A 25,128-nucleotide genomic window follows, 5' to 3' on the forward strand; every position below is an offset into this window, starting at 1 on the left:
CCGTCTTCTTACGCGGCCTTGGCCTCGAAGTTCCCCAGATCCTCGGCAATACGCCGGGTCAGTTCGTCGCGCACCATCTTGGCGGCAAAGCCGATCGCGGTGTCCACGCCGACTTCGTTCGCGCCGCCATGGCTCTTCACGACGATGCCGTTCAGCCCGAGGAAAACGGCACCATTATGGTTGTTCGGGTCGAGATGGTGGCGCAGCAGCTCGGTCGCGGGCTTCGAGATCAGGAATCCGACCTTGGAGCGCAGCGAGGAACTGAACGCGCGGCGGAGCAGGTCCGCGACGAACCGTGCGGTGCCCTCGGCGGTCTTGAGCGCGATATTGCCCGAGAAGCCGTCGCAAACGATCACGTCGACATCACCCCGCGACAGGCGGTTGCCTTCGATGAAGCCGGTGAATTCGAGCGGCAGATGCTTGGCGGCACGCAGCTGGGCGGCCGCATCGCGGATGCTGTCGGTGCCCTTCATCTCTTCGGTGCCGATGTTGAGCAGCGCCACGCGCGGGCGCGCGAGATCGAGCGCCGTGCGCGCATAGGCGGCGCCCATCACCGCGAACTGGACGAGGTTGCGCTCGTCCACCTCGGTATTGGCGCCAAGGTCGAGCATCACCGTGTCGTTGTCGCCGAGCGACGGCATCAGCGCGGCGAGCGCCGGCCGGTCGATCCCCGCCATGGTGCGGAGCGACAATTTGGCCATCGCCATCAAGGCGCCGGTGTTGCCCGACGAGACCGCCGCGCCGGCGCGCCCCTGCTTCACCAGATCGATGGCTATGCCCATCGACGTGGTCTTGGCACGGCGAATCGCCTGGCTCGGCTTGGCATCGGACGCAACGACTTCCGCTGCGTGGACGATCTCCGACGCAGCTGACAGATTCGGATGCGCCTTCAGGCCGTCACGAATACGCGACTCGTCGCCGACGAGGAGGAACTCCATCCCCTCGAAGCGGCGACGCGCGCGCGCGGCGCCGGCGAGCATGACGGCGACCCCCTCATCGCCGCCCATTGCATCGACGGCGATCCGCGAGGGAACAGTCATACCGGCAACCCCCCGTTGCGGAACGTCGTTCAGCCCTCGACCGAAACGATTTCGCGGCCGTTATAGTGGCCGCAAGCGTTGCACAGGTTGTGCGGACGCTTGAGTTCGCCGCAGTTCGGGCACTCCTGGAACGATTCGACGGTCAGCGAATCGTGCGACCGACGCATGCCGCGCTTCGACGGCGAGGTCTTTCTCTTAGGAACGGCCATTTCGGCACCTTCAACAAGCTAATGAATCAATAAGTCGCGATACGCCCACAGGGTTGTTCGGGCAAGCGACGGCTAGGCCGGCCGCTCGCCGGACCAGCGGACAGGTCACGAAGCGAGCCCGCGCGTATAGCGATTCTCGTCCGCGTTGCAAGCAGAAGCCGCGCGTGGCAGGGGTTTTAGCCTGCTTGACCAGGGGGACGCGATGTTTTTTCTGCCGGTTACACTCACCAGCGCGGGCGCCGCGGCGCTCCTCAACCTGTGGCTGGCGATTCGCGTCATCCAGATTCGCGGCGCCGAGAAGGTGCTGACCGGCGACGGCGGCAGCCCGCGCCTCCTCGCGCGCATGCGCGCGCAGATGAATTTCGTCGAATACACGCCCATGGTGCTGATCCTGATCGGCCTGATCGAACTGGCCCAGGGTACGCGATTCTATCTGTGGGTTGTGGCAGCAGTCTATCTGATCGGTCGCGTACTGCACGGCTTCGGGATGGACGGCTGGCTGCTCGGCCGCAAGATCGGGGCGGCCACCACCTTCCTGATCCTGGCCGGGCTCGGCCTGTACGCCGCGTGGCTCGGCTATGCGGGTTCGAACCCGCTCCACTGAACTCCATCCCCAATCGTCAACCGGCGATCGCCATCCTGGCGGACGCCGGGCTGACCGGGAAAGGTGATCGTCAGGCCCTGGCCAGTACCGAATCGGCGACGAAGGGGTTGGTGCGCCGCTCCTGTCCGAAATTGCTTGGCTGGCCATGCCCGGGCACGAACACGGTCTCGTCCCCCAGCGGCCACAGCCGCGTGGTGATCGCGTCGATCAGGTCCTGATGGTTGCCCAGGGGAAAGTCGGTGCGGCCGATCGAGCCTTGGAACAGCACGTCGCCGACGATCGCCAGTTGTGATTCGGGATGGTGGAACACGACATGGCCCGGCGTGTGGCCGGGGCAGTGATAGACGTCGAGCACCAGTTCGCCCACCGTGACCTGGTCGCCCTGGTGCAGCCAGCGGCTCGGTTCGAACGGCTTGCCCGGCACGCGATAGGCGCGGCCGTCATCCTCCAGCCGCGCGATCCAGTAGCGGTCGGCCTCGTGCGGCCCCTCGATCGGCACGCCCAGCTCCTCTGCGAAGATGCCGGCGGAGCCGCAATGGTCGATATGGCCATGGGTAATCAGCAGCTTCTCGATCGTGACGCCATGCTGGGTCGCCGCCGCGCGCAGCCGCTCGAGGTCGCCGCCGGGATCGACGAAGGCGCCGCGCATCGTCCTGGTGCACCAGAGCAGGGTGCAGTTCTGCTGGAGCGGCGTGACGGGTACGATCGCCGCACGAAGCGGCGGCTGGGCGGCGTTGAGATCGGAAGCCATGCCCCTTCGCTACCCCGCGCGCGGGCGCGCGGCAACCAAGGCTTGCCCTTGGCCGTCCATCTCTCCATTCCAGCCTGCTGATGGTTTTGCGTCCCCCCTTCGTCCTGCTCGACGATGCGCGCGCCGGTGGCGAGGCGCGACTCTATGTCGATCCCGTCGCGATCGTCGTCGCGCATAGTCGGCACGAGATCGCGCCCGCGCTGGCGCGGCTGCGCACCGCCGGTGCGGAGGGCTTCGATGCCGCCGGCTGGCTCGCCTATGAAGCCGGCGCCGCACTGGAACCCGCCGCGCCAGCCCGCGAGACAAAGGGGCCGCTGCTTTGGTTCGGCCTGTTCCGTGGCCATCGGCGCCTCGCGGCGGACGAGGTCCCCGCGCTGCTTCCCGATCCCGCCGGCGCATGGGCCGGGCGCCCCCGCCCGCTGCTCGATCGCACGGCCTATGACGCCGCCCTCGCGCGCGTGCTTGCCTATATAGAAGCCGGCGACATCTATCAGGCCAACCTCACCTTCCGCGCCGAGGTGCCGATCGCCGGTAACCCGGCCGCGCTGTACCGTCTGCTCCGCGCCCGTGCCGCCGCCGGGCACGGCGCGCTCGTCGCCACCGGCGAACAATGGCTGCTCAGCCTCTCGCCCGAACTCTTCTTCACGCTGGAGGGCGGCGCCCTCACCGCCCGCCCGATGAAGGGCACCGCCCCGCGCGATGCCGATCCCGCGATCGACGCCGCGCTCGCCCGCGACCTTGCCACCGATCCCAAGCAACGCGCCGAAAACCTGATGATTGTCGATCTGATGCGCAACGATCTCGGTCGCGTCGCCCGACCGGGCAGCGTCGCGGTGCCCCAGCTCTTCCATGTCGAGACCTATCCCACCGTTCACCAGATGACCTCGACGGTCAGCGCCCAGCTTGCCGACGGACTGGGAGCCGTCGATGCGCTGGCGGCGTTGTTCCCCTGCGGCTCGGTGACCGGCGCACCGAAGATTCGCGCAATGCAGGTGATCGCCGAAGTCGAACCCGATGCGCGCAGTGTCTATACGGGATCGATAGGGAGGATCGACGCCGATGGCAGTGCCGAATTCAACGTCGCGATCCGCACGCTTGCGGTGGACCGCTCCGGCCGTGCCATGCTCGGTCTCGGCTCCGGGGTCGTTGCGGATTCGAGCGCAGACGGGGAATGGGCGGAGTGCTTGGCCAAGGGGGCGTTCGTGACCGCAGGCGAATCCGGGTTCGACCTGGTCGAGACGATGCGCTTCGATCCCGAGGACGGCATCCTGCTGCTGGAACGCCATCTCGAACGGATTCGGGTCAGTGCCGAGACCTTCGGCTTCCCCTTCGATCGCCACGTCGTTCGCAACGAGCTGCAAGCGGCAACCTTCCGCTTGCGCGACGCCGCCAAGGTGCGGCTGCTTCTCGGCCCCTCGGGCGCGGTGGCGATCGGCATTTCCCCGCCGCCAGCCCCGCCGCCCGAGCCGGTAAAGGTCCGGATCGTGCCCCATTCGATCCCGCGTGATGACGTTCGCCTCGCCCACAAGACCACCCGGCGAAAGCTGTACGACGAACCCCGCCGCGCCGCGGGCACCTGGGAAGTGCTGTTCACCGATGCCGAAGGCTATTTGACGGAAGGCAGCTTTACCGCGCTGTTCGTCGAACGAGGCGGCGTGCTGGTGACGCCGCCGCTCGCCCGCGGCCTGCTGCCCGGCGTTCTCCGCGCCGAGCTGCTTGCCAGCGGTCGCGCGGTGGAAGGCGACTTGCGGCCGGCGGACCTTGCGGGCGGATTCCTGCTCGGCAATGCGCTACGCGGACTGGTTGCAGCCGTTACAGTTGCGGAAGGCGCCGAAGCGGACCTATAGGCGCGCATCTTCCCCGGAAAAGGCGTCTAGACTCATGCAGACCTCCGCCGCGCTCCAGCGCATCCAGCCCTCCGCCACGCTCGCCATGACCAGCCGCGTGTTCGAGCTGAAGCGTGCCGGCGTCGACGTGATCGGCCTGGGCGCCGGCGAGCCCGATTTCGACACCCCCGAGTTCGTCAAGGAAGCCGCGATCCAGGCGATCCGCGACGGCAAGACCAAGTATACCAATGTCGACGGCACGCCCGAGCTGAAGGACGCGGTGATCGCCAAGTTCAAGCGCGACAATGGCCTGGACTACACCGCGCAGCAGATCACGATCAACGTCGGCGGCAAGCACACGCTGTTCAACGCGATCGTCGCGACGGTGGAAGCCGGCGACGAGGTGATCGTGCCGGCGCCCTATTGGGTCAGCTATCCTGACGTAATCCAGTTCGCGGGTGGCACGCCGGTGTTCATCGCCGCCGGTGCCGACCAGGGCTACAAGATCACGCCCGCCCAGCTCGAGGCGGCGATCACGCCGAAGACCAAGTGGGTGATCCTCAACTCGCCGTCGAACCCGACGGGTGCCGCCTATTCGGCCGCCGAGCTCAAGGCGCTGGGCGAGGTGATCGAGCGCCACCCGCATGTCTGGGTGTTCGCCGACGACATGTACGAGCACATCCTGTACGACGGCTTCGAATTCGCCACAATCGCGCAGGTCTGCCCGTCGCTCTACGAGCGTACGCTGACGGTGAACGGCTGCTCCAAGGCCTATGCGATGACTGGCTGGCGCATCGGCTTCGCTGGCGGCCCGGCGCCGCTGATCAAGGCGATCGCCAAGCTCCAGTCGCAGTCGACCTCGAACCCCTGCTCGATCGCCCAGGCGGCGGCCGTTGCGGCGCTGACCGGCGACCAGAGCTTCCTCAAGGACCGCGCCGCCGCCTTCCAGACGCGCCGCGACCTCGTCGTTGGCATGCTGAACGAAATAGACGGCATGCACTGCCCGACCCCGGAAGGGGCCTTCTACGTCTATCCGGAGTTCAGCGCGCTGATCGGCAAGACCACGCCCAAGGGCAAGGTGATCGCCACCGACGAGGACATGATCGGCTATTTCCTCGACGACGCCCGCGTGGCGGCGGTGCACGGCGCAGCCTTCGGCCTGTCGCCGGCGATGCGGATCAGCTATGCGACCTCCGAGGCGCTGCTCCGCGAAGCCTGCACCCGCATCCAGACGGCCTGCGCCGACCTGCGCTGAGGGACCTGTACCGCGGGGGCTTCCTCTTCCCTATATGGGGGTATCATGACCCGACGCACGCTGAAGCTCCCGCTCTCCCTCGCCGCCCTTGCCGGCGGCGCCCTGCTGCTGGTCGCGGCAGGTGGCATCCCGATCGAGAAGGTGAAGGCGGTCGCGGTGCCGCCGCCCGCGGTCGACGTCGCCAAGGCGAAGAAGCCGCAGACCGCGGTGTTCGCCGGCGGCTGCTTCTGGGGCATGGAGGCGGTGTTCCAGTCGGTGAAGGGCGTCCAGTCCGTCACCAACGGCTATGCCGGCGGCGCGGCGGCAACCGCGACCTATGATCAGGTCAAGAACGAGAATACCGGCCATGCCGAGGCGGTGAAGGTAGTCTACGACCCCACCCGCGTCAGCTACGGCACGCTGCTCCGTGTCTTCTTCTCGGTAGCGCACGATCCCACCCAGAAGGGCGGTCAGGGGCCCGATCGCGGCCCGAGCTATCGCAGCGCGATCTTCCCGCAATCGGCCGAGCAGCGTCGCGTCGCCACCGCCTATATCGCCCAGCTGACCCAGGCCAGGGCATTCGCCAAGCCGATCACGACCAAGCTGGAGACCGGCGCCTTCTACCCGGCCGAGGAGTATCACCAGGACTTCTTCTGGCGGCACCCGACGCACCCGTACATCATGCGCTGGGACCAGCCGAAGGTCGCGGCGTTCCGCTCGACCTACCCCCAGCTGGCGCACTGATCGGGCGACTGTCCTACGGGCAAGTTCCTGCTATGTCCGGCAGGCTCTTTGAACAAGTGGAGTCACGACGCTGTCGCGAACAGCATCGTCATCCCGGCGAAAGCCGGGATCCATTGGGGCCTACGCAGCGGCTCTTGCTGTTAGCGAGTGGCGAATGGATCCCGGCTTTCGCCGGGATGACGCTATGGGGATCGCGAAAAGACCCGCCACATGCCGCGCGACACCGCGCACGCGCCTAAACTTCAGCCGGCGGAAACTGCAGCGGCGTAAACTTCGTAAACTTCAGCCCCACGAAAACGCGCACGAACCTAAACTTCCTAAACTTCGGCCCCGCCCCGTCCTCAGAAATCGATCGCGATGCCCTTCAGCTCCCAGTCGCCGTAGCGGACGGGATCCTTCTCCAACGGGTCCTTCTCGGGTCGCTGCATCGGTTCGGGCTTGGGCACCGGCGGGCTCTTCGAGAGATAGGCCGGGGGCTGCACATGGTCGGGTCGCTTGCCCATCGGGATTGCCTTCCTTGGTTGCCCGGCCCATGTCGGCCCGCGAAGGAGCATGGTCAAGTGAACCCTTGGGTAGCGTACGAACGAGCAGAACTTTCAATGGGCATGCGCTGACCATGGCCCGCCCGAACACCCGCCGCCCGGCCGAGCGCGAGCCCGATGCCCCCGGCGTCCCCGCCCGCCGCGCCGCCCTCAAGCTGCTCGATGCAGTGCTGCGCCGGGGCCTCGCGCTCGAACAGGCGCTCGATTCCGCTGCCCAGGGCTTGGCGCCCAACGACCGCGGCCTTGCCCATGCGATCGCCGCCGAGGCGCTGCGCCGGCTGCCCGATCTCGACGCGCTGATCGATTCCGCCACCCGCCAGCGCCTGCCCGACGACGCCAAGGCCCGCTTCGCGCTGCGCATCGCGCTGGTCCAGGCAATTGCGCTCGGCACCCCCGGCCATGCCGCGATCGCCACCGTCCTGCCGCTGGTAGATGGCGGCCCGCGCAAGCTGGTCCACGGCGTGTTCGGCACGCTGATGCGCAGCAACGCGACGCTGCCGGACGTGCCGATGCTGCCCGATCCCGTGGCGCTTCGCTGGCAGGCCCATTGGGGCGACGCGATGGTGCAGGCAGCGTGCGAGGCGATCGCGACGCCGCCGCCGCTCGACCTAAGTCTCAAGAGCGATGGCGTGACGGTCCCCGGCGCAGTTGGCCTCGCCCCGCGCCATGCGCGGCTCGAACCCGGCACCAGCGTGCCCGACCTCCCCGGTTTCGCCGAGGGCGACTGGTGGGTGCAGGACCTCGCCGCCTCGATCCCCGCCCGGCTGATCGGCGCGGGCACCGGCACCGTGCTGGACCTGTGCGCCGCCCCCGGCGGCAAGACGCTCCAGCTCGCCGCCGCCGGCTGGCAGGTGACAGCGGTCGACGTCGCCGAGAACCGCCTCGCCCGCCTCCGCGAGAATCTGGAGCGCACCGGCCTTTCGGCGCAGATCGTCACCGCCGACCTGCTGACGTGGAGCCCCGCCGCCCCTGCCGACGCCGTGCTGCTCGACGCGCCGTGCAGCGCCACCGGCATCTTCCGCCGCCATCCCGACGTGCTCCACCGCGTCCGGCCGTCGCTGATCGCCGAGATGGCCGAGCTTCAGGCCAGGCTGCTCGACCGCGCCGCGGCATGGGTGAAGCCGGGCGGCACCTTGGTCTTCGCCACCTGCTCGCTGGAGCCCAAGGAAGGCGAGGCCCATCTCGCCCCCTTCCTCGCCGCCCATCCCGAGTTCGCGCTGGTGCCCGCAACCGCGGGCGAGCTTCCTGCCGGCATTTCGGCGCGCGAGGACGGCTCGGTGCGCGTCCTGCCGGGCATGCTGGCGGAGCAAGGCGGGCTCGACGGCTTCTTCATCGCCCGCTTTCGCCGCCGCTGATCGCACGCCCGGGGCCCTTCGTCCCGGTTGCGCAGCAAGCTGTGGATAAGTCTGTGGAGAAGCGGTGCGCAAGCGGTGTGCGCCCGTCCCCTCCGGTTGCGCCCGACTCGCCCCTTCCCTAGGAGACGACCATGTCCGTCCGCATCGCCCCCTCGATCCTCTCGGCCGATTTCGCGCGGCTCGGCGAGGAAGTCCGCGCCATCGACGCCGCCGGCGCCGACTGGATCCATGTCGACGTGATGGACGGCCATTTCGTGCCCAACATCACCATCGGCCCCGCGGTGGTGAAGGCTTTGCGTCCGCACTCGGCCAAGAACTTCGATGTACACCTGATGATCACCCCGGTCGATCCGATGCTCGCCGCCTTTGCCGAGGCCGGCGCGGACACGATCTCGGTCCATCCCGAGGCCGGCCCCCACCTCCACCGCACGCTCCAGACGATCAAGGCGCTTGGCAAGCGCGCCGGCGTGGTGCTCAACCCGTCCACCCCGGTCGATGCGGTCGACTATGTGATGGACCTGGTCGACCTGATCCTGGTGATGAGCGTCAACCCGGGCTTCGGCGGGCAGAAGTTCCTCGAAAGCCAGCTGCCCAAGATCACCGAGCTGCGCCGCCGCATCGAGGCAAGCGGTCGCGCCATCGACCTTGAAGTGGATGGCGGCATCGACCGCGAGACCGCGCCCAAGGCGATCGCCGCCGGCGCCAATGCCCTGGTCGCGGGCACCGCGACCTTTACCGGCGGTCCGAACCAGTACGCCGCCAATATCGCGGCATTGCGCGGGGCTTGACGGAGTCCGTGCCGGACTCCGCCGCCGACGGGGTCGAGGAAGGCAAGCGGCTGATCCGGGTGGGCGGCGACCGCGGCCTCTCGCTGGCCGACCGCATCGCGGATCGCTTCCAGCGCCTCGCCTGGCGTTCGCCCTTCTACGCGATGCGGCTGAAGGGTCGGCACCCGCTCAAGCTGCTCACCGCCGCCGACGATCCCTTCTTCGGCGACCCCCAGCGCGGCAACGCCCTGCTCGATGGCGAACTGCGCCTATGCGGCGAGGTCCGCGCGGTCGAGACGCTCGACTTCGCCAAGCCCGACTGGTCGCCCGCCTTCACCCAGCATCTTCAGGGCTTTGCCTGGCTGCGCGACCTGTCCAGCGTCGCCACCCGTCAGCAGGGCGCGCCGATCGCCGAAGACATCATGCGCCGCTGGCTCAAGGTCCATGGCGAGCTGGTCGCCGACCCCGCCTGGCGCCCCGATCTCGTCGGCCGGCGCATCCTGGCCTGGGTGGCGCATGCGCCGCTGATCCTGTCGTCCACCGATCAGGTCTACCGCTCGGGCGTGATGCACGCCCTGGCTCGCGGTGCCCGGCATCTCGATCGCAGCGCCGACAAGGTGCCAGCAGGCATCCCGCGCCTCGCCGCCTGGGCCGGCTTGACCGTCGCTGGGCTGGTCCTGCCCGGCGGCGATCCGCGCCGCGCCTTTGCCGAGGCGGGGCTCAACCGGGCGATCACCGCTTCGGTCTATGAGGATGGCGGCACTGTCGGCCGTTCGCCGGACGGCCAGCTCGACGCGATCCAGCTCATCACCCTGCTCTGCGAAACCTATGCCGCCCGCCGCATCGAACCGCCCGCCTTCGTGCTCGGCGCGCTCAACCGGATGGTCGCGGCGCTGCTCGGCGTATGCCACGGCGACGGCGGGCTCTCCAGCTGGCAGGGATGTGCGCCAGTCGGCGGCGAATGGATCGAGCAGGCGATCGAAGCGACCGGCGTCCGCACCCGCCCGCTCAAGCAGGCGCGCGACTGGGGCTATCAGCGCCTGTCCTGCGCCGGCACCGTGCTGATCCTCGACGCCGCACCGCCGCCCGACGCGCGCGCGGCACAGACCGGCTGCGCCTCCACCCTCGCCTTCGAGCTGTCGGACGGCACCGACCGGATCGTCGTCAATTGCGGCGGCAGCCGCGCCGCCGATGCGCGCCTGCCCGCCGAGCTGGTCCAGGGTCTGCGCACCACCGCGGCGCATTCGACGCTGACGCTGGGCGACAGTAACTCCACCGCGATCCATGCCGACGGCACGCTCGGCCGCGGGGTGAGCGAAGTCGAACTGGTCCGGCACGAGACCGAAAACGCCAGCCGGATCGAGGCGGCACATGACGGCTATGTCCGCCGCTTCGGCCTGCTCCACCGCCGCGAACTCACGCTTTCGCATGACGGACGCGATCTGCGCGGCGAGGACCTGCTGCTCCCCGCGGGCAAGCGCCGCACCGACTCGACCGCGTTCGCACTGCGCTTCCACCTCGCCCCGCATGTCGAGGTGTCGCCGACCGCCGACGGCCACGGTGCGATCCTGCGCACCGCCTCGGGCACCCTCTGGCAGTTCCGCGCCAAGGGCGGCACACTGGCGATCGAGGAAAGCCTGTGGATCGATGCGCGCGGCCGGCCGCATGGCACCCAGCAGCTGGTGATCCACGGTGAGACGCCGGCTGGCGGCGCCAGCCTGAACTGGGTGTTCCACCGTTCTAAATAGGCGCTCCAAATAGGGCTTGCCCCCGCGCCCCCGATTGGAGAGAGGGGCGGGCCATGGACATCAAGATCACCCGCGCGCTCCTCTCGGTCTCCGACAAGACCGGGATCGTCGAACTCGGTCAGGCGCTGGCCGCCCAGGGCGTCGAGCTCGTCTCGACCGGCGGCACCGCCACCGCCCTGCGTAACGCAGGCCTCACCGTCCGCGACATCTCCGACCTCACCGGCTTCCCGGAGATGATGGACGGCCGGGTGAAGACGCTGCACCCCAAGGTGCATGGCGGCCTGCTCTCGGTGCGCGACAATCCCGAGCATCAGGCCTCGATGGCCGAGCACGCGATCGCGCCGATCGACCTCGTCGTGGTCAACCTCTATCCCTTCGCCCAGACCGTCGCCAAGGGCGCCGACCGCGACGAGATCATCGAGAATATCGACATCGGCGGTCCGTCGATGGTCCGCTCGGCCGCCAAGAACCATGAGTCGGTGGCGATCGTCACCGATCCCGCGGACTACGCGCTGGTGATGGGCGGCACGACGACGCTGGAGCAGCGCCGCAAGTTCGCCGCCAAGGCCTATGCCGCCACCGCGGCGTACGACGCGATGATCTCCAGCTGGTTCGCCTTCGCCGATCAGGGCGAGGCGTTCCCGGAAACGCTCAACATCTCGCTCAGCCGTGGCCAGGCGCTGCGCTATGGCGAGAATCCGCACCAGCAGGCGGCCTTCTACGCCGCGACCGGCCCGGCCGCGCGCGGCATCGGCCAGGCGCGCCAGCTGCAGGGCAAGGAGCTGAGCTACAACAACTATAACGACGCCGACGCGGCGCTGGAGCTGGTCAGCGAATTCCGTGACGGCCCGCCGACCGCTGTGATCGTCAAGCACGCCAACCCCTGCGGCGTGGCAAGCGGCGCGACGCTGGCCGAAGCCTATGCCGCTGCGTTCGCCTGCGACACCGTCTCGGCGTTCGGCGGCATCATCGCGGTGAACCGCCCGCTCGACCGCGCGACCGCCGAGCAGATCACCGGCATCTTCACCGAAGTGGTGGTGGCGCCCGACGCCGACGAGGAAGCGCTGGCGCTGTTCGCGGCGAAGAAGAATCTCCGCCTGCTGCTCACCGGCGAACTGCCCGATCCGGCGCGTGCGGGCCTGTTCGCCAAGTTGATCGCCGGCGGCTGGCTGGTCCAGGGCCGCGACAACGGCATCGTCACGCGCGACCAGCTCAAGGTCGTCACCCAGCGCCAGCCGACCGAGCAGGAACTGGCCGACTGCCTGTTCGCCTGGACGGTGGCCAAGCACGTCAAGTCGAACGCGATCGTCTATGCCAAGGACGGCAGCACCGCGGGCGTCGGCGCCGGCCAGATGAACCGGCTGGAAAGCGCCCGCATCGCCGCGTGGAAGGCCAAGGACGCCGCCGACAAGGCCGGCTGGGCGCAGCCGCGCACGATCGGCTCGGCCGTCGCCTCGGATGCCTTCTTCCCCTTCGCCGACGGCCTGCTGGCGGCGGTGGAAGCGGGCGCGACCGCGGTGATCCAGCCGGGCGGCTCGATCCGCGACGACGAGGTGATCGCGGCGGCCGACAAGGCTGGGCTGGCGATGGTGTTCACCGGCATGCGCCACTTCCGGCATTGAGACCAGCGCGCCGCGCCTCCGGTGGGGGCGCGGCAAACTTCACATGTTTCCAACCGATTTTGCTGAGAGCAGTTTAACGAGGCCGTCCCAAGTTCCAAAGCCCGCCAAAGGCTCTGGCGCGATCGTGCGTGGGTCTAGGAGGCCCGCCTCATCTAAGGTGTAATTCATCCGGGCATAGTTGCAGGGCGCGCAGGCGACCACCATGTTTTCAAGACTTGTTGCCCCACCTCGGGCGTTCGGCAAGATATGATCGAATTGAAGCCACAACGCTTTGAAGCCAGCGTGGTCGTCGAGCGCACTTCCCCATCGCACCGCCTCAGGGTAGAGTGCGGTCGCCACTTTTCGTACAGCCGGGTAAATCAACGGCACGCGACAAAATCTACATTGCAGACGGTCGCGGGCTATGAGCGCAGCTCGCAGCTCTGAACCCGGCATTCGCGGGACGGGGCGTTCCGACTTCTGAAGGTGTGGGAGACTGCATGCGGCCATCCTTGCTCTGTGTCGCTTATGCCACCCCCGCCCCATTGCGTCATCATTGTACAGTCTGATGATAGGATTATCGGCTGCGTGAAAATGCTCCTCCGCATCTTCAAAACGGCCATCCAGGTGAGCAACCACTGCCATCCGAAGTGTTAGAGCAGCTTCAAAAACTTCAGCCGGTGGCTCACTCATCGACTGGCGCATCACACTGCCTCGCCCGCTACCCCCTCCGCCCGCGGCACCTTGCGGAACAGCGCGCGGTCCTCGGGGCCGAAGCCGAAGCGGATGATCACGAACAGGAAGGTGATCAGGATCGCCGGCATGCCCAGGCTCATCTCCGCCCATTCGAAGCGATGCGGCAGCGAGGTGAAGGCGGCGCCCACCAGTCCCGCGATCGCCATCGCCGCGAAGAAGCTGGGGCGGATGCTCACCACCGGCGCGCCGAGCTTGGCCTGGAGCAGCAGGCCCTTGGCCACCGATCCGATCGTCAGCGAAAGCGCCAACGCCACTGCGGGCGCGGCGGACTGCACCGGCACCGACCAGCCCTGCCCGCGCGCGACGAAGATCAGCACGAAGCTCAAGGCGATCTGGAGCACCAAGACGCAGATCGAGATCGCGAGATTGGTGTGCCGGGCGATGTAGATCAGCGCCGTCTCGCAGACCGCGCCGGGCGAGGCGAGCACCTCGGCAAAGAGCAGGATGCACAGCACCGCCGAGCCGATCACGAACTCCCGCCCGAGCAGGCCCATCACCCCCTCGGCGGGGATGGAAAACATCACGGCAAGACCCGCCTGCGCGCAGAGGATCCAGAAGCCCACCTGCCGCACCTGGCGCGCCACCGCCGGACGGTCGCCCGCGGCAAGGCTTTGGGTGATCACCGGCCCCAGGATCGGATCGAAGCTCGATTTCAGCCGCTGCGGCACCGAAGCGACCTGCTGCGCCATATAATAGATGCCGACCACCGAAGGCGCGAACAGCAAGCCGAGGATGAAGCGATCGACGTTGCGCGTCGCCCATTCGATCGCGTCGGCCCCCGCCAGCGGCGCATTGACCCGCGCCAGCCCCCAGATCTCCGCCGGCTGCGGCCGCCAACCGATCGGCAGACCATATTCGCGCACGAACGGCACGATCGACGCGACCAAAGCAGCGCTCATCGACAGCACATAGGCCATCAGCAGGCCGTCACGCGACGAGACGAACGAAAAGGCGTAGGCCGCGATACTGATCGTCCAGGGCTCGATGATCGCCCGCGCCGTCACCGCAGCGCCGATATTGTGGCGATAGGCCAGCGCCGAAAGCGACACGTCGGACAGCGCGATGGCGATCACCGCGACAGACAGGAACCGCTCCAGCCCCATTACCGGGCTGTTGGGGAACATCGCCTGCGGGAACAGCATCATGATGCCGCTGGCGATCAGGGCCGCGACGAGGGCGACGACCATCGCGTCCCATACGACATGGGTATGCGGCCGCTCGGTGCTCGACAGCGCCTGGGCCAGCCCGCGCTTGAGGCCGAGCGTCGCCACCAGCGCGACGAACTCGATGACCAGCACTGCGATCGCATAGCGCCCGACGATCTCCGGGCCGTAGGAGCGCCCGGCGATGAACAGGAACGGCAGCCGCGCCACCAGCCGGATGATGAAGCCCAGCATGTTCGTCCGCCCGCCCTTGGCGAGCGCGTTGATATCCTTGGACGCCTCCCCCTCGCTCAATGCGCGGCGCCCCAGCTGGGACCGACGCCGATCTCCACGCCCAGCGGCACGGTGAGCTGGATTGCCGGTTCGGCGGCGGTCGCCATCACCCGCTCGATGATCGGCCGCGCGGCCGCGACATCGCCTTCGGGCAGTTCGAACACCAGTTCGTCATGCACCTGGAGGAGCATGCGGACCTTCTCCAGCCCCGCCTCGCGCAGCGCCGGGCCCATCCGCGCCATGGCGCGCTTGATGATATCCGCGCTGGTGCCCTGGATCGGCGCGTTGATCGCCGCGCGCTCGCTGCCCGCCCGCTCATTGGGGTTGGACGCCTTGAGCCGCGGGAAATGCGTCTTCCGGCCGAACAGCGTGGTGGTGTAGCCGCGCTCCTTCGCCTCGCGCAGCGTATCGGCGATGTAGCGGTTGATGCCCGGGAAGCGCTCGAAATAGCGGCTGATCATCGCCTGCGCCTCGTCGGGCGTCACGTCGAGCCGGCCGGCCAGGCCCCAGCGCGAGATGCCGTAGAGGATCGCGAAGTTGATCGTCTTGGCCCGCCCGCGCGTGTCGCGGTTGACCTCTCCGAACAGCTCCATCGCGGTCATACTGTGGATGTCGTCGCCATTCTCGAACGCGGTGCGCAGCGCCGGCACGTCGGCGATGTGCGCGGCCAGGCGCAGCTCGATCTGCGAATAGTCGGCCGAGAGGATGACGTTGCCCGGCTCCGCCACGAAGGCGTCGCGGATCTGGCGGCCGACCTCGGTGCGGATCGGGATGTTCTGCAGATTGGGGTCGGTCGACGACAGCCGCCCGGTCTGCGCGCCGGTGAGGCTGTAGCTGGTGTGGACGCGGCCCGTGTGCGGGTTGATCTGCGCCTGCAGCGCATCGGTATAGGTCGACTTGAGCTTGGAGAGCTGGCGCCAGTCGAGCACCTTGAGCACCATCTCGCGGCCGGGGGAATCCTTGTCGGCGGCGATGCGCTCCAGCTCGTTGACGTCGGTGGAATAGACGCCGGACTTGCCCTTGCGGCCGCCCTTGATCCCCATCTTGTCGAACAGCACGTCACCCAGCTGCTTGGGGCTGCCGATGGTGAATTTGAACCCGGCGATGGCGTGGATTTCCTCCTCCAGCGCGGCGATCTGCTGCGCGAAGTCGGACGAGAGCTTCGACAGCACCCCGGCATCGACCTTGATGCCCGTGCTCTCCATCTCCGCCAGCACCGCGACCAGCGGGCGATCCACGCTCTCGTAGACGCGCGTCACGCTCTCATAGGCGAGCCGCGGCTTGAGGCGGCGCCACAGCCGCAGCGTGACGTCGGCATCCTCGGCGGCGTAGCGGGTCGCGGCCTTGAGATCGACCTGGCCGAAATTCAGCTGGCTCTTCCCCGTGCCGACCACGTCCTTGTAGGCGATGCAGCTGTGCGCGAGGTGGGTGGCGGCGAGCTCGTCCATGCCGTGCCCGTGCAACCCGGCATCGAGATCGAAGCTCATCACGATCGTGTCGTCATAGGGCGCGACGCGGATACCGGCGCGGCCGAGCACGATCATATCGTACTTCAGGTTGTGGCCGATCTTGAGGACAGCGGGGTCCTCCAGCAGCGGCTTCAGCCGGGCGATCGCCTCGGCGCGGTCGATCTGCTCGGGCTTTTCAGCGAACATGTCGGTGCCGCCATGGCCGAGCGGAATATAGCAGGCGAGGTTGGGCGCCAGCGCCATGCTGACGCCCACCAGATCGGCCTGGGTCGCATCGAGCCCGGTCGTCTCGGTATCGATCGCCACCCAGCCCTGATGCCGCGATACGGTGATCCAGCGGTCGAGCGCGTCGAGGTCGGTGACGGTCTCATAGCCGTCATGGTTGCAGGGCGGATCTTGCTCGACACCGGGCGCCTCGTGCGTTTCCACCGGCGCATCGGCGACCGAGGACAGGCGCGACAGCAACGTCTTGAAGCCGTGATGTTCGAGAAACGCGCGGAGCGGCGCGTCGGGGATGCCCTGCAGTTCCATCGCCTCAAGCGGCTCGGGCAGCGGCACGTCGCAGGCGAGCGTGACGAGCTTGTGGCTCAGCCGCGCGAGATCGGCATGCTCGATCAGATTGTCGCGCAGCTTGCCCTTCTTCATCTCCGGCGCGGCGGCGAGCACCGATTCGAGATCGCCATGTTCGAGGATCAGCTTGGCGGCGGTCTTGGGTCCGACCCCCGGCACGCCGGGCACGTTGTCGACGCTGTCGCCCATCAGCGCGAGCACTTCGCCGAGCTTCTCCGGGCCGACGCCGAACTTCTCGCGGGTATCGTCCGGCCCCATGCGCCGGTTGTTCATCGTGTCGAGCATGTCGACCGACGGATCGGTCATCAGCTGCATCAGGTCCTTGTCGGAGCTGACGATCGTCACCGACCAGCCCTGCGCGAGCGCCGCCTTGGTATAGCTGGCGATCAGGTCGTCGGCCTCCCAGCCCAGCTCCTCGATGCAGGGCAGGCTGAAGGCGCGGGTCGCGTCGCGGATCATCGGGAACTGGGGGACCAGATCCTCCGGCGCGGGCGGGCGGTGCGCCTTGTACTGGTCGTAGAGATCGTTGCGGAAGGTGTGCTCGGACTTGTCGAGGATCACCGCCATGTGGGTCGGCCCGTCGGCCTTGTGCAGTTCGTCGACCAGCTTCCACAGCATCGAGGTGTAGCCGTACACCGCCCCCACCGGCTCGCCATGCTTGTTCGTCAGCGGCGGCAGCCGGTGATAGGCGCGGAAGATGTAGCTGGAGCCGTCGACGAGATAGAGATGGGGCATGGGGCGGGAGATAGCAGCGCGCCGCGCCGCCGTCATCCCGCCGATGCCCCTGTTTTAGGCCCCGATTTTTAAGCGCCTGTTTTCAGGCGCCCAGCTGATGCTCGGCGACGATCGCGCGGACCACGCCCTGCATCAGCAGCTGGCGTTCGTTGATCGGGCGCGGCGTGTCCCCGATCATCACCGCCAGCGCATAGGAGCGGCCGTCCGGCGCAGTGAGCAGCGCCACGTCGTTATAGCCCGCAGTGCGGCCGAACAGGTCCTGCCCGGTGCCGGTCTTGTGCGCGAGCTGCCAGCCCGGCGGCAGCGCGCCGCGCAGACGATACTTGCCGGTGTGCGAGGCTTGCATCGTCGCGATCAGCCACTGGGTCGACACGGGCGACAGGAGCTCGCCGCGCTTCAGCCGGGCGAGCGCGCCGGCGATGGCGAGCGGTGCCGCACCGTCAGGCGGATCGGCGACATAGCGCTGATAGGCGGCGACGCGCGTTTCGCGGGGCAGCTGCGCGCGGGCAACGGCGAACGTGTTGCCCATCGAATATTCCGGCTTCCACGCCGTCAGCCCCGAGGTGCCGAGCTGGAGCAGCTTCTCACCGGGTCCGAAGCGGATCGAGCCGAGCGCGTTGCGCGCGATGAACGAGCGCACCGCCGGCGGCCCGCCGACCAAGCGCAGCAGCTTGTCGTTGCAGGTATTGTCGCTCATCGTCAGCGCGCGGCGCAGAATCTCGCCGACCGTGCTATGATAGCCCTGGTCGCCCTTCACGAGCGAGGCGACCGGCTGGTGGAACAGCGTGAAGTCCGCACGCGTGATGACCAGCGGGTCGTTGAGGCGGATCCGACCCTGGTCGACCTGGTCGAGCACGGTCATCGCCACCCACAGCTTGGAGACGCTCTGCTGCGGCAGCTTGCGCGCGCCGCCCTGCGAGGCGGTCCAGTTGCGGTCGACACTGGTCACCGCGATGCCGACGACGCCGTCGAAATTATGGGCGATGTCCGAGAGGCGATTCACCAGACCGACGGGCGGCGGCACTTCGGGGCGCGGTGCGGCCTGCGCGCGGGGAATCGGCATCAGCACGCCGTAATTGGGCGCGGGCAGATAGGCGGCGAGTTCGGGATGTTCGTGGACGGCGCAGCCCAGCAACACCGCGGGCCCAAGCCCCGCCACGGTCAGTGCACGCTCGACTTTCGAAAACCGGATTTTACGCACCGCAACCAACCTCTTGCCCACTTCCATCATGCGTCTGCCCCTAGAGGCGGCAAAGCAAGGGATTCCCGCAATGCGACGAAGCGAGTCGGTGGAGCGACGAGGCGTGGGCGCGTCCGCAACCCGATCAAGGCACCAGCACCGTGTCGACCGCGTCCGGCAGCGTCTCCGGATAGTCGAGCGTATAGTGCAGGCCCCGGCTCTCCTTGCGGTGCAGCGCCGAGCGGACGATCAGGTCGGCGCTCTCCAGCAGGTTGCGCAGCTCGATCAGGTCGGGCGTGACGCGGAAATGGCCGTAATAGTCGGCCACTTCCTCGCGCAGCAGCTTGATGCGGTGCGCGGCGCGCTCCAGCCGCTTGGTCGTCCGCACGATGCCGACATAGTTCCACATGAAGCGGCGGATCTCGGTCCAGTTCTGCTTGATGACGACTTCCTCGTCGGAATCGGTCACCCGGCTCTCGTCCCAGGGCCGGATCGCCGGCGGCGGCGCGAGCTCGCCCCAATGCGCGGTGATGTGATTCGCCACCGCCTCGCCGAACACGAAGCATTCGAGCAGCGAATTGGACGCCAGCCGATTGGCCCCGTGCAGCCCCGACTGGCTGACCTCGCCCGCCGCATAGAGGCCCGGAAGGTCGGTGCGTCCGTCGCGATCGATCATCACGCCGCCACAGGTATAATGCTGGGCGGGCACCACCGGGATCGGCTCCTTGGTCATGTCGATGTCGAGGTCGAGCAGCCGGTGGTAGATGGTCGGGAAATGGTGCTGGACGAATTCCGGCCCCATATGGCTGATGTCCAGGTGGACATAGTCGAGGCCCAGCCGCTTGATCTCATGGTCGATCGCGCGCGCCACGATGTCGCGCGGCGCCAGCTCCATCCGGGAATCGAAGTCGGGCATGAAGCGGTGGCCCGCTTCCTCGCCTGCGTCGGGCGGCAGCAGCAGATGCCCGCCCTCGCCGCGCACCGCCTCGGTGATCAGGAAGTTCTTGACGTCGAGATTGTAGAGGCAGGTCGGGTGGAACTGCATCATCTCCATGTTCGAGATGCGGCAGCCCGCGCGCCATGCCATCGCGATGCCGTCCCCGGTCGCACCGCGGGGGGCGGTGGAGAAGAGATAGGTCCGCCCTGCCCCGCCGGTCGCCAGCACGGTCGCGCGGGCGGTGAACAGCTCGACGCGGTTGGTCGCGCGGTTGAAGGCGTAGACGCCCCAGACATTGCCTGCGCCCGAATAGCGCAGTTCATGCCGGCTGGTGGCGAGGTCGATCACCACCATGTCGGGCACCAGCGTGATGTTCGGATGCGCCTGCGCGGCGCGGAGCAAAGCGGTCTGCACCGCAAGGCCGGTCGCGTCGTCGACATGGGCGATGCGCCGGTGGCTGTGGCCGCCCTCGCGGGTAAGGTGCAGCGCATTGCCCTCGGTGTTGAACGGCACGCCGAGCTGGACCAGCCGCTCGATCGCGGCCGGGGCATTCTCGACCACCATCTCCACGGTCGCGCGGTCGTTGAGGCCGGCGCCGGCGACCATCGTGTCCTCGATATGGCTCTCGAAGGTGTCGCCCTCCTCCAGCACCGCGGCGATGCCGCCTTGCGCCCAGGCGGTCGAGCCCTCGGCAAAGCCGCCCTTGGCCAGCACCGTCACCTTGAAGCGATCCGCCAGATGCAGCGCGGTGGTAAGCCCCGCCGCACCGGAACCGAGGACCAGGACATCGCTTTGGTGGTTGGTGTCGGACAAAGAGGCACTCCTTTGCGGCGCTTAAAGCGCGCAAGGGCGGGGTTCCGCAATCCCTACCCTTGGGTCTAATGCCAGGCACACGGATGCGAACCCATCGCTATTCCCCAATCGTCACCCCGGCGAAAGCCGGGGTCCATTGGGGTCTCCCTATCGGCTCTTTCCGAGGCCGAGGGGCGAATGGATCTCGGCTTTCGCCGGGATGACGGGCAGGGAAGCATAATTTCGGTCATACCGCACCTTCGTGTGCGCGTTGGCAAAGGAGAAGCAGATGCGGTTGGGCTGGTGGATCGGAATTGCGGCGCTGATCGGCAGCGGCTCGGCGCAGGCGGCGACGTGCCGGCTGGGCGCGCCGGGGACGACCGTTTCGGTGGGGATTCCGGGCACGGGGCGATCGATGCTGGTGCATGTGCCCGCCGGTCGCAGCGCCGCGCGGCTGCCGCTGGTGTTCGTGTTCCACGGCAGCACCGGCAAGGGCCGCGACATTCTTGCGCAGTCGAAGCTGGAGGCGACCGCGGACCGCCACGGCTTCCTGCTCGCCGCGCCCGATGGCGGCATCCCGGCGGAGAAGGGCTTTGTGTGGAACATCCCCGGCGTCCCGACGGTAACCGGCAAGATCCCCGGCCCCGACGATGCCGACGACGTCGCCTTCGTGAAGACCGCGATCGACCAGCTGGCGGCCAAGGACTGCATCGACCGCGCCCGCGTCTACGCCACTGGCTATTCGGGCGGCGGGCGGCTGACCTCGTGGCTCGGCTGCGTCGCGGCGGACCGTTTCGCGGCGATCGCCCCGGTGGTGGGCCTGCGCGCGGGCAATCCGCGCAAGGACCTGCCCCGCGTCCCCGATCCGGCGACCTGCAAACCGTCGCGACCGATGCCCGTCCTTGCTTTCGCCGGCGATGCCGACACCACCAACCCGATCCAGGGCGGCGGCGCGGGCTATTGGCAGTATACGATGCACACCGCGCTGGTGCGCTGGGCGGACCTGAACGGGTGCCGTGTGGGGCCGGTAGAGCGCGAGGTTTTGGCGGACGTAAAGGAGGAGCGCTTCAGCCGCTGCTCGGGCGGCGCGGAGGTCGCGGGGCGGGTGAAGCACGGCGCGGGCCATGTCTGGGTGGCGGACAATGAGGCCATGTGGGCGTTCTTCGCGCGGCATCGGCATTGACTGCTTCCTTTTAGCGACGACGCTAGAAGGAGCTGCCGCCCAGGAATATCGACTTCTCGACGGCCGTTTGTTCGACCAAACTGCTGGCTGCAGGCATGAGGATATGAGCGTGATCGCGTGGTTTGAAGCTCATGACAAACTTGCAGGTTGGGCTCAGTTTGCCGGCGCAATTTTGGCTTTGGGCCTCACCTACTTCACTGCCTTCATGCCAATTTGGCGCAGGAAGCGACAGTTGGAAGCGAGTGGGAAGCGGCTTCTGGAAAACGGCTACGAGGTCATGGAGAGTTTCCATCGAACCTCCGCTTATTTTCTACCACTTTCTATCAATCTTCGCATTGCCGCGCTCTCAATGTCGTCCGTAGCCGACGAGATAAGTCGCTTCCCCATTTACGAGCTTGATAACCGAGGCAGTCGTTCGGTAGCCCGTTATCTCGTTACGATGAATCTTACACTCTCAGGAACCAGCCTACTACTTGATTCCATTGCAACTGACATAGAAGGAAGGCCGGCAACAGAAGAAGAGCGTGATAATATTCGTAGCTTGTTAGCAGATAGACTTAAATTCATCACTGACATGCTAAACGGCGTGGAGTTGAAACGCCCCGAATGGCCCAAAGCTTCCGTGCCTAACGCGTCATAGATAGCGTCTTTCGATACCTCGACGCTACGCCGCCCGCGTCAAATTCAGGAACACATCCTCCAGGTCCGCCTCGCGGGTCGACACATCGACGATCCCCAGACCCGCAGCCTGCACCGCGCCCAGCACTTCGCCGGCATTGGCCTGGTCCTTGCGGTAGGTGATCACCAGCACCCGCTCGCCCTTCCGCTCCACCTTCTGGAAGCAGGCATTATCGGGCGCACCCACGATGTTGCGGTCCACCGTCACCTCGACCACCTTTTCCTGCGCCATGCCGACCAGCTCGCGCGTGGGTTTGTTGGCGATCAGCTGGCCATGGTTGATGATCGCGATGCGGTCGCACAGCTCCTCCGCCTCTTCGAGATAGTGCGTCGTCAGCACCACCGTCACGCCGCGCTGGTTGAGCTGCTTCACATAGGCCCAGAGCTGCTGGCGCAGTTCGACGTCGACGCCCGCGGTCGGCTCGTCGAGCACGATAATCGGCGGGGAGTGCACCATCGCCTTGGCGACCATCAGCCGCCGCTTCATGCCGCCCGACAGCGTGCGCGAATAGGCATTGGCCTTGTCTTCCAGATGCACCGCGCGGAGCAGCGCCATCGCGTCGAACTTGCCCTTCGCCACGCCGTACAGGCCCGCCTGGATCTCCAGCGTTTCCTTGGGCGTGAAGAAGGGATCGAACAGGATCTCCTGGTTGACGATGCCGATGCTCGCCTTGGCGTTGCGCGGGTGCGCGTCGATGTCGAAGCCCCAGATCGAAACCTTGCCGTCGGTCTTGTTGACCAGCCCGGCCAGGATGTTGATCAGCGTCGACTTGCCCGCGCCGTTCGGCCCGAGCAGCCCGAAGATCTGCCCGCGCGGCACCTCGAAGCTGACCCCGTCCAGCGCGCGCTTGCCGCCCTGATAGGTCTTGCAGAGTGTGTCGATCGTGATCGCTGCCTGGGTCATGGCGGGCAGCTTTAAGACCCCGCGCATCCGATTGCGAGCCCCCGCGCGCTTTGCTAAGGCGCGGGGCATGATCGCCCCGCCCGAAGTCATCCGTACCGCCCATGCCCGTGTCGCCTGCGACGGCACCGGTCCCGGCCTGCCCGCAGCACTCGGCCATCCGCGCGTCTATCTCCAGATCGACGAGACCGGCTATGTCGATTGCGGCTATTGCGACCGTCGTTTCGTGCTGATCGGCGGCCCCGCCGACGGTGCCGACCAGAGCCAGCTGCCCGATCATCCGGCAGGTTCCAGCCTCTGATCGCCGCGGGAGCGCGTGACTCTGCGCACGCGCCTCCTATATCGGTTGGATGAGCATTCCCACCGATCCCCGCGCCTTCCTCTATCGCGACGGGCTCGATCCCGACGCCGCCGTTCGCCTCACCGCCGATGCGCTGGGACAGGCCGAGGATGGCGAGCTCTATCTGCAATATCGCAAGTCCGAGGCGTTCGGCTTCGACGACGGCCGGTTGAAGACCGCCGCCTATGACACGCAGTCGGGCTTCGGCCTGCGCGCGGTCTCGGGCGAGACGACCGCCTTCGCGCACGCCAACGAGATCAGCGCCGCCGCGATCCGCCGCGCCGCCGAGACGATGGCGCTGATCGATCCCGCCAAGCAGGGCAAGGCAGCCCCGCCCCAAGGCAACAACCGCCATCTCTACACCGATGCCGATCCGCTCGACCTGGTGCCCTTCGCCGACAAGGTGAATCTGTGCCAGACGATCGACGCGGCCGCCCGCGCCCGCGATCCGCGGGTTCGCCAAGTCTCGGTGAGCCTCACAGGCCAGTGGAGCGTGGTCGAGGTCGTGCGCGCGGACGGCTTCGTCGCCACCGATGTGCGGCCGCTGGTGCGACTCAATGTCTCGATGGTGGTTGAGCAGAATGGCCGCCGCGAGACCGGCAGCTTCGGCACCGGCGGGCGCGTGGTCTACGACCGGCTGTTCCAGCCCGAAACCTGGAACCGCGCGATCGACGAAGCGCTGGCGCAGGCGCTGGTCAACCTCGATGCGGTGGCCGCCCCCGCGGGCGACATGACCGTGCTGTGCGGCCCCGGCTGGCCCGGCGTGCTGCTCCACGAGGCGGTGGGCCATGGCCTTGAGGGTGACTTCAACCGCAAGGGCACCAGCGCCTTTTCCGGCCGCATCGGCGAGCGTGTCGCCGCGCCCGGCGTGACGGTGGTCGACGACGGCTCGCTCCACGATCGCCGCGGCTCGCTTTCGATCGACGACGAGGGCACGCCGACGCGCGAGACGGTGCTGATCGAGGACGGCATCCTCAAGGGCTATATGCAGGACCGCCTCAACGCCCGGCTGATGGGCGTCGAGCCGACCGGCAACGGTCGCCGCGAATCCTTCCAGCACGCGCCGATGCCACGGATGACCAACACCTTCATGAAGGGCGGCAAGGACGACCCCGGCGAGCTACTTTCGCGCGTGAAGAAGGGCATTTACGCCAAGAGCTTCGGCGGGGGCCAGGTCGACATCGTCTCGGGCAAGTTCGTCTTCTCCTGCACCGAGGCCTATCTGGTCGAGAACGGCAAGCTCGGCGCGCCGATCAAGGGCGCCACGCTGATCGGCGACGGGCCGACCGTGCTCCACCGCGTGACCGGCATCGGCAATGACTTCGCGCTCGACGAAGGTGTGGGCATGTGCGGCAAGGGCGGCCAGTCGGTGCCGGCGGGCGTCGGCCAGCCGACGCTGCTGGTGGAAGGGCTGACGGTGGGCGGGACGGCGGCGTGATCAGCCGCTGCCGGTAAGCACGTCGATCGCGCCGAGGATGCGGAAACGCTCCTCGGCGAGCGATGCGATCTTATCGCCCAGCTGGCTGGTGCGAATGGCGGCAGCGAATTCCGTCATCAGCACCAGCGTCTCGCCACCCACGCTGAAGTGAGGGTGCAGGCGCGGTGTGGTCGGCGCGCTCTCGCTGGGTTTGGCGAGCGGGATCACGAATCGGGTGCCGATATTGGCCAGATCGTCGGCTTGGCAATCGATCACCAGGCCACCGGTCACCAATCGATGCACGTCGAATTGC

The 25,128-nt window shown here is 67.6% G+C and carries 23 protein-coding genes; 12 read left to right on the forward strand and 11 right to left on the reverse strand.

Annotation, left to right across the window (positions count from 1 at the left end):
* Window positions 1-8: 8 nt before the first annotated feature.
* Together plsX and rpmF are read right to left on the reverse strand one after the other, a co-directional pair.
* Complete coding sequence (plsX, locus tag A7X12_RS05495) at window positions 9-1,040, reverse strand: phosphate acyltransferase PlsX (protein WP_064310609.1); 1,032 nt, start codon at window positions 1,038-1,040, stop codon at window positions 9-11.
* A 29-nt stretch (window positions 1,041-1,069) separates the two neighbouring features.
* Entirely contained in the window at window positions 1,070-1,249 is a 180-nt protein-coding gene (rpmF, locus tag A7X12_RS05500) for a 50S ribosomal protein L32 (RefSeq protein WP_064310610.1), read from the reverse strand.
* A gap of 202 nt (window positions 1,250-1,451) precedes the next feature.
* Between rpmF and A7X12_RS05505 the strand changes: the two genes are divergently transcribed.
* Complete coding sequence (locus tag A7X12_RS05505) at window positions 1,452-1,853, forward strand: MAPEG family protein (protein ID WP_064310611.1); 402 nt, start codon at window positions 1,452-1,454, stop codon at window positions 1,851-1,853.
* A gap of 70 nt (window positions 1,854-1,923) precedes the next feature.
* Here A7X12_RS05505 and A7X12_RS05510 read toward each other — a convergent pair whose 3' ends face one another.
* Window positions 1,924-2,604: an MBL fold metallo-hydrolase gene (locus tag A7X12_RS05510; protein WP_064310612.1), complete on the reverse strand. Its 681-nt coding sequence runs from the start codon at window positions 2,602-2,604 to the stop codon at window positions 1,924-1,926.
* An 80-nt stretch (window positions 2,605-2,684) separates the two neighbouring features.
* Here A7X12_RS05510 and pabB point away from each other — a divergent pair, with 80 nt between their 5' ends.
* The 3 genes from pabB to msrA are packed head-to-tail and all read left to right on the forward strand — an operon-like array spanning window position 2,685 to window position 6,408.
* Window positions 2,685-4,451 (forward strand): aminodeoxychorismate synthase component I, encoded by a 1,767-nt coding sequence (gene pabB / locus A7X12_RS05515; protein ID WP_198161890.1) that lies wholly within the window; start codon window positions 2,685-2,687, stop codon window positions 4,449-4,451.
* A gap of 34 nt (window positions 4,452-4,485) precedes the next feature.
* Window positions 4,486-5,685: a pyridoxal phosphate-dependent aminotransferase gene (locus A7X12_RS05520; protein WP_064310614.1), complete on the forward strand. Its 1,200-nt coding sequence runs from the start codon at window positions 4,486-4,488 to the stop codon at window positions 5,683-5,685.
* Between the two features lie 45 nt (window positions 5,686-5,730).
* A complete protein-coding gene (msrA, locus tag A7X12_RS05525) occupies window positions 5,731-6,408 on the forward strand; it encodes a peptide-methionine (S)-S-oxide reductase MsrA (protein WP_064310615.1) in 678 nt (225 codons plus the stop codon).
* Window positions 6,409-6,749: 341 nt separating this feature from the next.
* Here the strand turns inward: msrA and A7X12_RS24865 are convergent, their stop codons facing one another.
* Complete coding sequence (locus A7X12_RS24865) at window positions 6,750-6,911, reverse strand: DUF1674 domain-containing protein (RefSeq protein ID WP_064511181.1); 162 nt, start codon at window positions 6,909-6,911, stop codon at window positions 6,750-6,752.
* Window positions 6,912-7,024: 113 nt separating this feature from the next.
* Here A7X12_RS24865 and A7X12_RS05530 point away from each other — a divergent pair, with 113 nt between their 5' ends.
* The 4 genes from A7X12_RS05530 (at window position 7,025) to purH (ending at window position 12,442) form a co-directional block, all read left to right on the forward strand.
* Window positions 7,025-8,305 carry an RsmB/NOP family class I SAM-dependent RNA methyltransferase gene (locus A7X12_RS05530; protein WP_064310616.1) on the forward strand — a complete coding sequence of 427 codons (1,281 nt, stop codon included), beginning with the start codon at window positions 7,025-7,027 and terminating at the stop codon, window positions 8,303-8,305.
* Window positions 8,306-8,436: 131 nt separating this feature from the next.
* Window positions 8,437-9,093 carry a ribulose-phosphate 3-epimerase gene (rpe, locus tag A7X12_RS05535; RefSeq protein ID WP_064310617.1) on the forward strand — a complete coding sequence of 219 codons (657 nt, stop codon included), beginning with the start codon at window positions 8,437-8,439 and terminating at the stop codon, window positions 9,091-9,093.
* On the forward strand, window positions 9,090-10,820 hold the full coding sequence (locus A7X12_RS05540) for a heparinase II/III family protein (protein WP_084445092.1): 1,731 nt from the start codon (window positions 9,090-9,092) through the stop codon (window positions 10,818-10,820). Before rpe ends, A7X12_RS05540 begins: the two co-directional genes overlap by 4 nt.
* 53 nt (window positions 10,821-10,873) lie before the next feature.
* On the forward strand, window positions 10,874-12,442 hold the full coding sequence (purH, locus tag A7X12_RS05545; protein WP_064310619.1) for a bifunctional phosphoribosylaminoimidazolecarboxamide formyltransferase/IMP cyclohydrolase: 1,569 nt from the start codon (window positions 10,874-10,876) through the stop codon (window positions 12,440-12,442).
* A 39-nt stretch (window positions 12,443-12,481) separates the two neighbouring features.
* Here purH and A7X12_RS25890 read toward each other — a convergent pair whose 3' ends face one another.
* The 5 genes from A7X12_RS25890 to nadB all read right to left on the reverse strand — a co-directional run bounded on the left by A7X12_RS25890 (window position 12,482) and on the right by nadB (window position 20,317).
* Window positions 12,482-12,811, reverse strand: coding sequence for an HNH endonuclease (locus tag A7X12_RS25890; RefSeq protein ID WP_198161898.1), 330 nt, complete (start codon window positions 12,809-12,811; stop codon window positions 12,482-12,484).
* 314 nt (window positions 12,812-13,125) lie between these two features.
* Window positions 13,126-14,634, reverse strand: a complete 1,509-nt coding sequence (locus tag A7X12_RS05550; RefSeq protein ID WP_064310620.1) for a lipopolysaccharide biosynthesis protein — start codon at window positions 14,632-14,634, stop codon at window positions 13,126-13,128.
* Entirely contained in the window at window positions 14,631-17,387 is a 2,757-nt protein-coding gene (polA, locus tag A7X12_RS05555; RefSeq protein ID WP_064310621.1) for a DNA polymerase I, read from the reverse strand. The genes A7X12_RS05550 and polA overlap by 4 nt, the downstream gene beginning before the upstream one ends.
* A gap of 82 nt (window positions 17,388-17,469) precedes the next feature.
* On the reverse strand, window positions 17,470-18,618 hold the full coding sequence (locus A7X12_RS05560; protein WP_443029290.1) for a serine hydrolase: 1,149 nt from the start codon (window positions 18,616-18,618) through the stop codon (window positions 17,470-17,472).
* Window positions 18,619-18,712: 94 nt separating this feature from the next.
* The gene (nadB, locus tag A7X12_RS05565; RefSeq protein ID WP_064310622.1) at window positions 18,713-20,317 is read right to left on the reverse strand and encodes an L-aspartate oxidase; all 1,605 of its coding nucleotides are present in this window, start codon (window positions 20,315-20,317) and stop codon (window positions 18,713-18,715) included.
* Between the two features lie 268 nt (window positions 20,318-20,585).
* On the opposite strand from nadB, the gene A7X12_RS05570 reads away from it, so the two are divergent.
* Together A7X12_RS05570 and A7X12_RS24960 are read left to right on the forward strand one after the other, a co-directional pair.
* On the forward strand, window positions 20,586-21,479 hold the full coding sequence (locus A7X12_RS05570) for an alpha/beta hydrolase family esterase (protein ID WP_064310704.1): 894 nt from the start codon (window positions 20,586-20,588) through the stop codon (window positions 21,477-21,479).
* A gap of 103 nt (window positions 21,480-21,582) precedes the next feature.
* Entirely contained in the window at window positions 21,583-22,119 is a 537-nt protein-coding gene (locus A7X12_RS24960) for a hypothetical protein (protein WP_084445096.1), read from the forward strand.
* 24 nt (window positions 22,120-22,143) lie between these two features.
* Here the strand turns inward: A7X12_RS24960 and A7X12_RS05575 are convergent, their stop codons facing one another.
* Window positions 22,144-23,061, reverse strand: a complete 918-nt coding sequence (locus A7X12_RS05575) for an ABC transporter ATP-binding protein (RefSeq protein ID WP_064310623.1) — start codon at window positions 23,059-23,061, stop codon at window positions 22,144-22,146.
* A gap of 67 nt (window positions 23,062-23,128) precedes the next feature.
* Between A7X12_RS05575 and A7X12_RS05580 the strand changes: the two genes are divergently transcribed.
* Together A7X12_RS05580 and tldD are read left to right on the forward strand one after the other, a co-directional pair.
* A complete protein-coding gene (locus tag A7X12_RS05580; protein WP_064310624.1) occupies window positions 23,129-23,359 on the forward strand; it encodes a zinc-finger domain-containing protein in 231 nt (76 codons plus the stop codon).
* A 49-nt stretch (window positions 23,360-23,408) separates the two neighbouring features.
* A complete protein-coding gene (gene tldD / locus A7X12_RS05585; RefSeq protein ID WP_064310625.1) occupies window positions 23,409-24,836 on the forward strand; it encodes a metalloprotease TldD in 1,428 nt (475 codons plus the stop codon).
* On the opposite strand, the gene A7X12_RS05590 is transcribed toward tldD, so the two are convergent.
* Window positions 24,837-25,118 carry a CcdB family protein gene (locus A7X12_RS05590; RefSeq protein ID WP_232318372.1) on the reverse strand — a complete coding sequence of 94 codons (282 nt, stop codon included), beginning with the start codon at window positions 25,116-25,118 and terminating at the stop codon, window positions 24,837-24,839.
* Between the last annotated feature and the right edge of the window lie 10 nt (window positions 25,119-25,128).

It is taken from the genome of Sphingomonas sp. TDK1 (genome assembly GCF_001650735.1).
Taxonomy (GTDB): Bacteria; Pseudomonadota; Alphaproteobacteria; order Sphingomonadales; family Sphingomonadaceae; genus Sphingomonas.

Bases quoted from the DNA above. Each gene is read 5' to 3' on its own strand.
- plsX (WP_064310609.1), bottom strand. From the start codon at position 1,040: ATGACTGTTCCCTCGCGGATCGCCGTCGATGCAATGGGCGGCGATGAG.
- rpmF (WP_064310610.1), bottom strand. From the start codon at position 1,249: ATGGCCGTTCCTAAGAGAAAGACCTCGCCGTCGAAGCGCGGCATGCGT.
- A7X12_RS05505 (WP_064310611.1), top strand. From the start codon at position 1,452: ATGTTTTTTCTGCCGGTTACACTCACCAGCGCGGGCGCCGCGGCGCTC.
- A7X12_RS05510 (WP_064310612.1), bottom strand. From the start codon at position 2,604: ATGGCTTCCGATCTCAACGCCGCCCAGCCGCCGCTTCGTGCGGCGATC.
- pabB (WP_198161890.1), top strand. From the start codon at position 2,685: ATGGTTTTGCGTCCCCCCTTCGTCCTGCTCGACGATGCGCGCGCCGGT.
- A7X12_RS05520 (WP_064310614.1), top strand. From the start codon at position 4,486: ATGCAGACCTCCGCCGCGCTCCAGCGCATCCAGCCCTCCGCCACGCTC.
- msrA (WP_064310615.1), top strand. From the start codon at position 5,731: ATGACCCGACGCACGCTGAAGCTCCCGCTCTCCCTCGCCGCCCTTGCC.
- A7X12_RS24865 (WP_064511181.1), bottom strand. From the start codon at position 6,911: ATGGGCAAGCGACCCGACCATGTGCAGCCCCCGGCCTATCTCTCGAAG.
- A7X12_RS05530 (WP_064310616.1), top strand. From the start codon at position 7,025: ATGGCCCGCCCGAACACCCGCCGCCCGGCCGAGCGCGAGCCCGATGCC.
- rpe (WP_064310617.1), top strand. From the start codon at position 8,437: ATGTCCGTCCGCATCGCCCCCTCGATCCTCTCGGCCGATTTCGCGCGG.
- purH (WP_064310619.1), top strand. From the start codon at position 10,874: ATGGACATCAAGATCACCCGCGCGCTCCTCTCGGTCTCCGACAAGACC.
- polA (WP_064310621.1), bottom strand. From the start codon at position 17,387: ATGCCCCATCTCTATCTCGTCGACGGCTCCAGCTACATCTTCCGCGCC.
- A7X12_RS05560 (WP_443029290.1), bottom strand. From the start codon at position 18,618: ATGATGGAAGTGGGCAAGAGGTTGGTTGCGGTGCGTAAAATCCGGTTT.
- A7X12_RS05570 (WP_064310704.1), top strand. From the start codon at position 20,586: ATGCGGTTGGGCTGGTGGATCGGAATTGCGGCGCTGATCGGCAGCGGC.
- A7X12_RS24960 (WP_084445096.1), top strand. From the start codon at position 21,583: ATGAGCGTGATCGCGTGGTTTGAAGCTCATGACAAACTTGCAGGTTGG.
- A7X12_RS05575 (WP_064310623.1), bottom strand. From the start codon at position 23,061: ATGACCCAGGCAGCGATCACGATCGACACACTCTGCAAGACCTATCAG.
- A7X12_RS05580 (WP_064310624.1), top strand. From the start codon at position 23,129: ATGATCGCCCCGCCCGAAGTCATCCGTACCGCCCATGCCCGTGTCGCC.
- tldD (WP_064310625.1), top strand. From the start codon at position 23,409: ATGAGCATTCCCACCGATCCCCGCGCCTTCCTCTATCGCGACGGGCTC.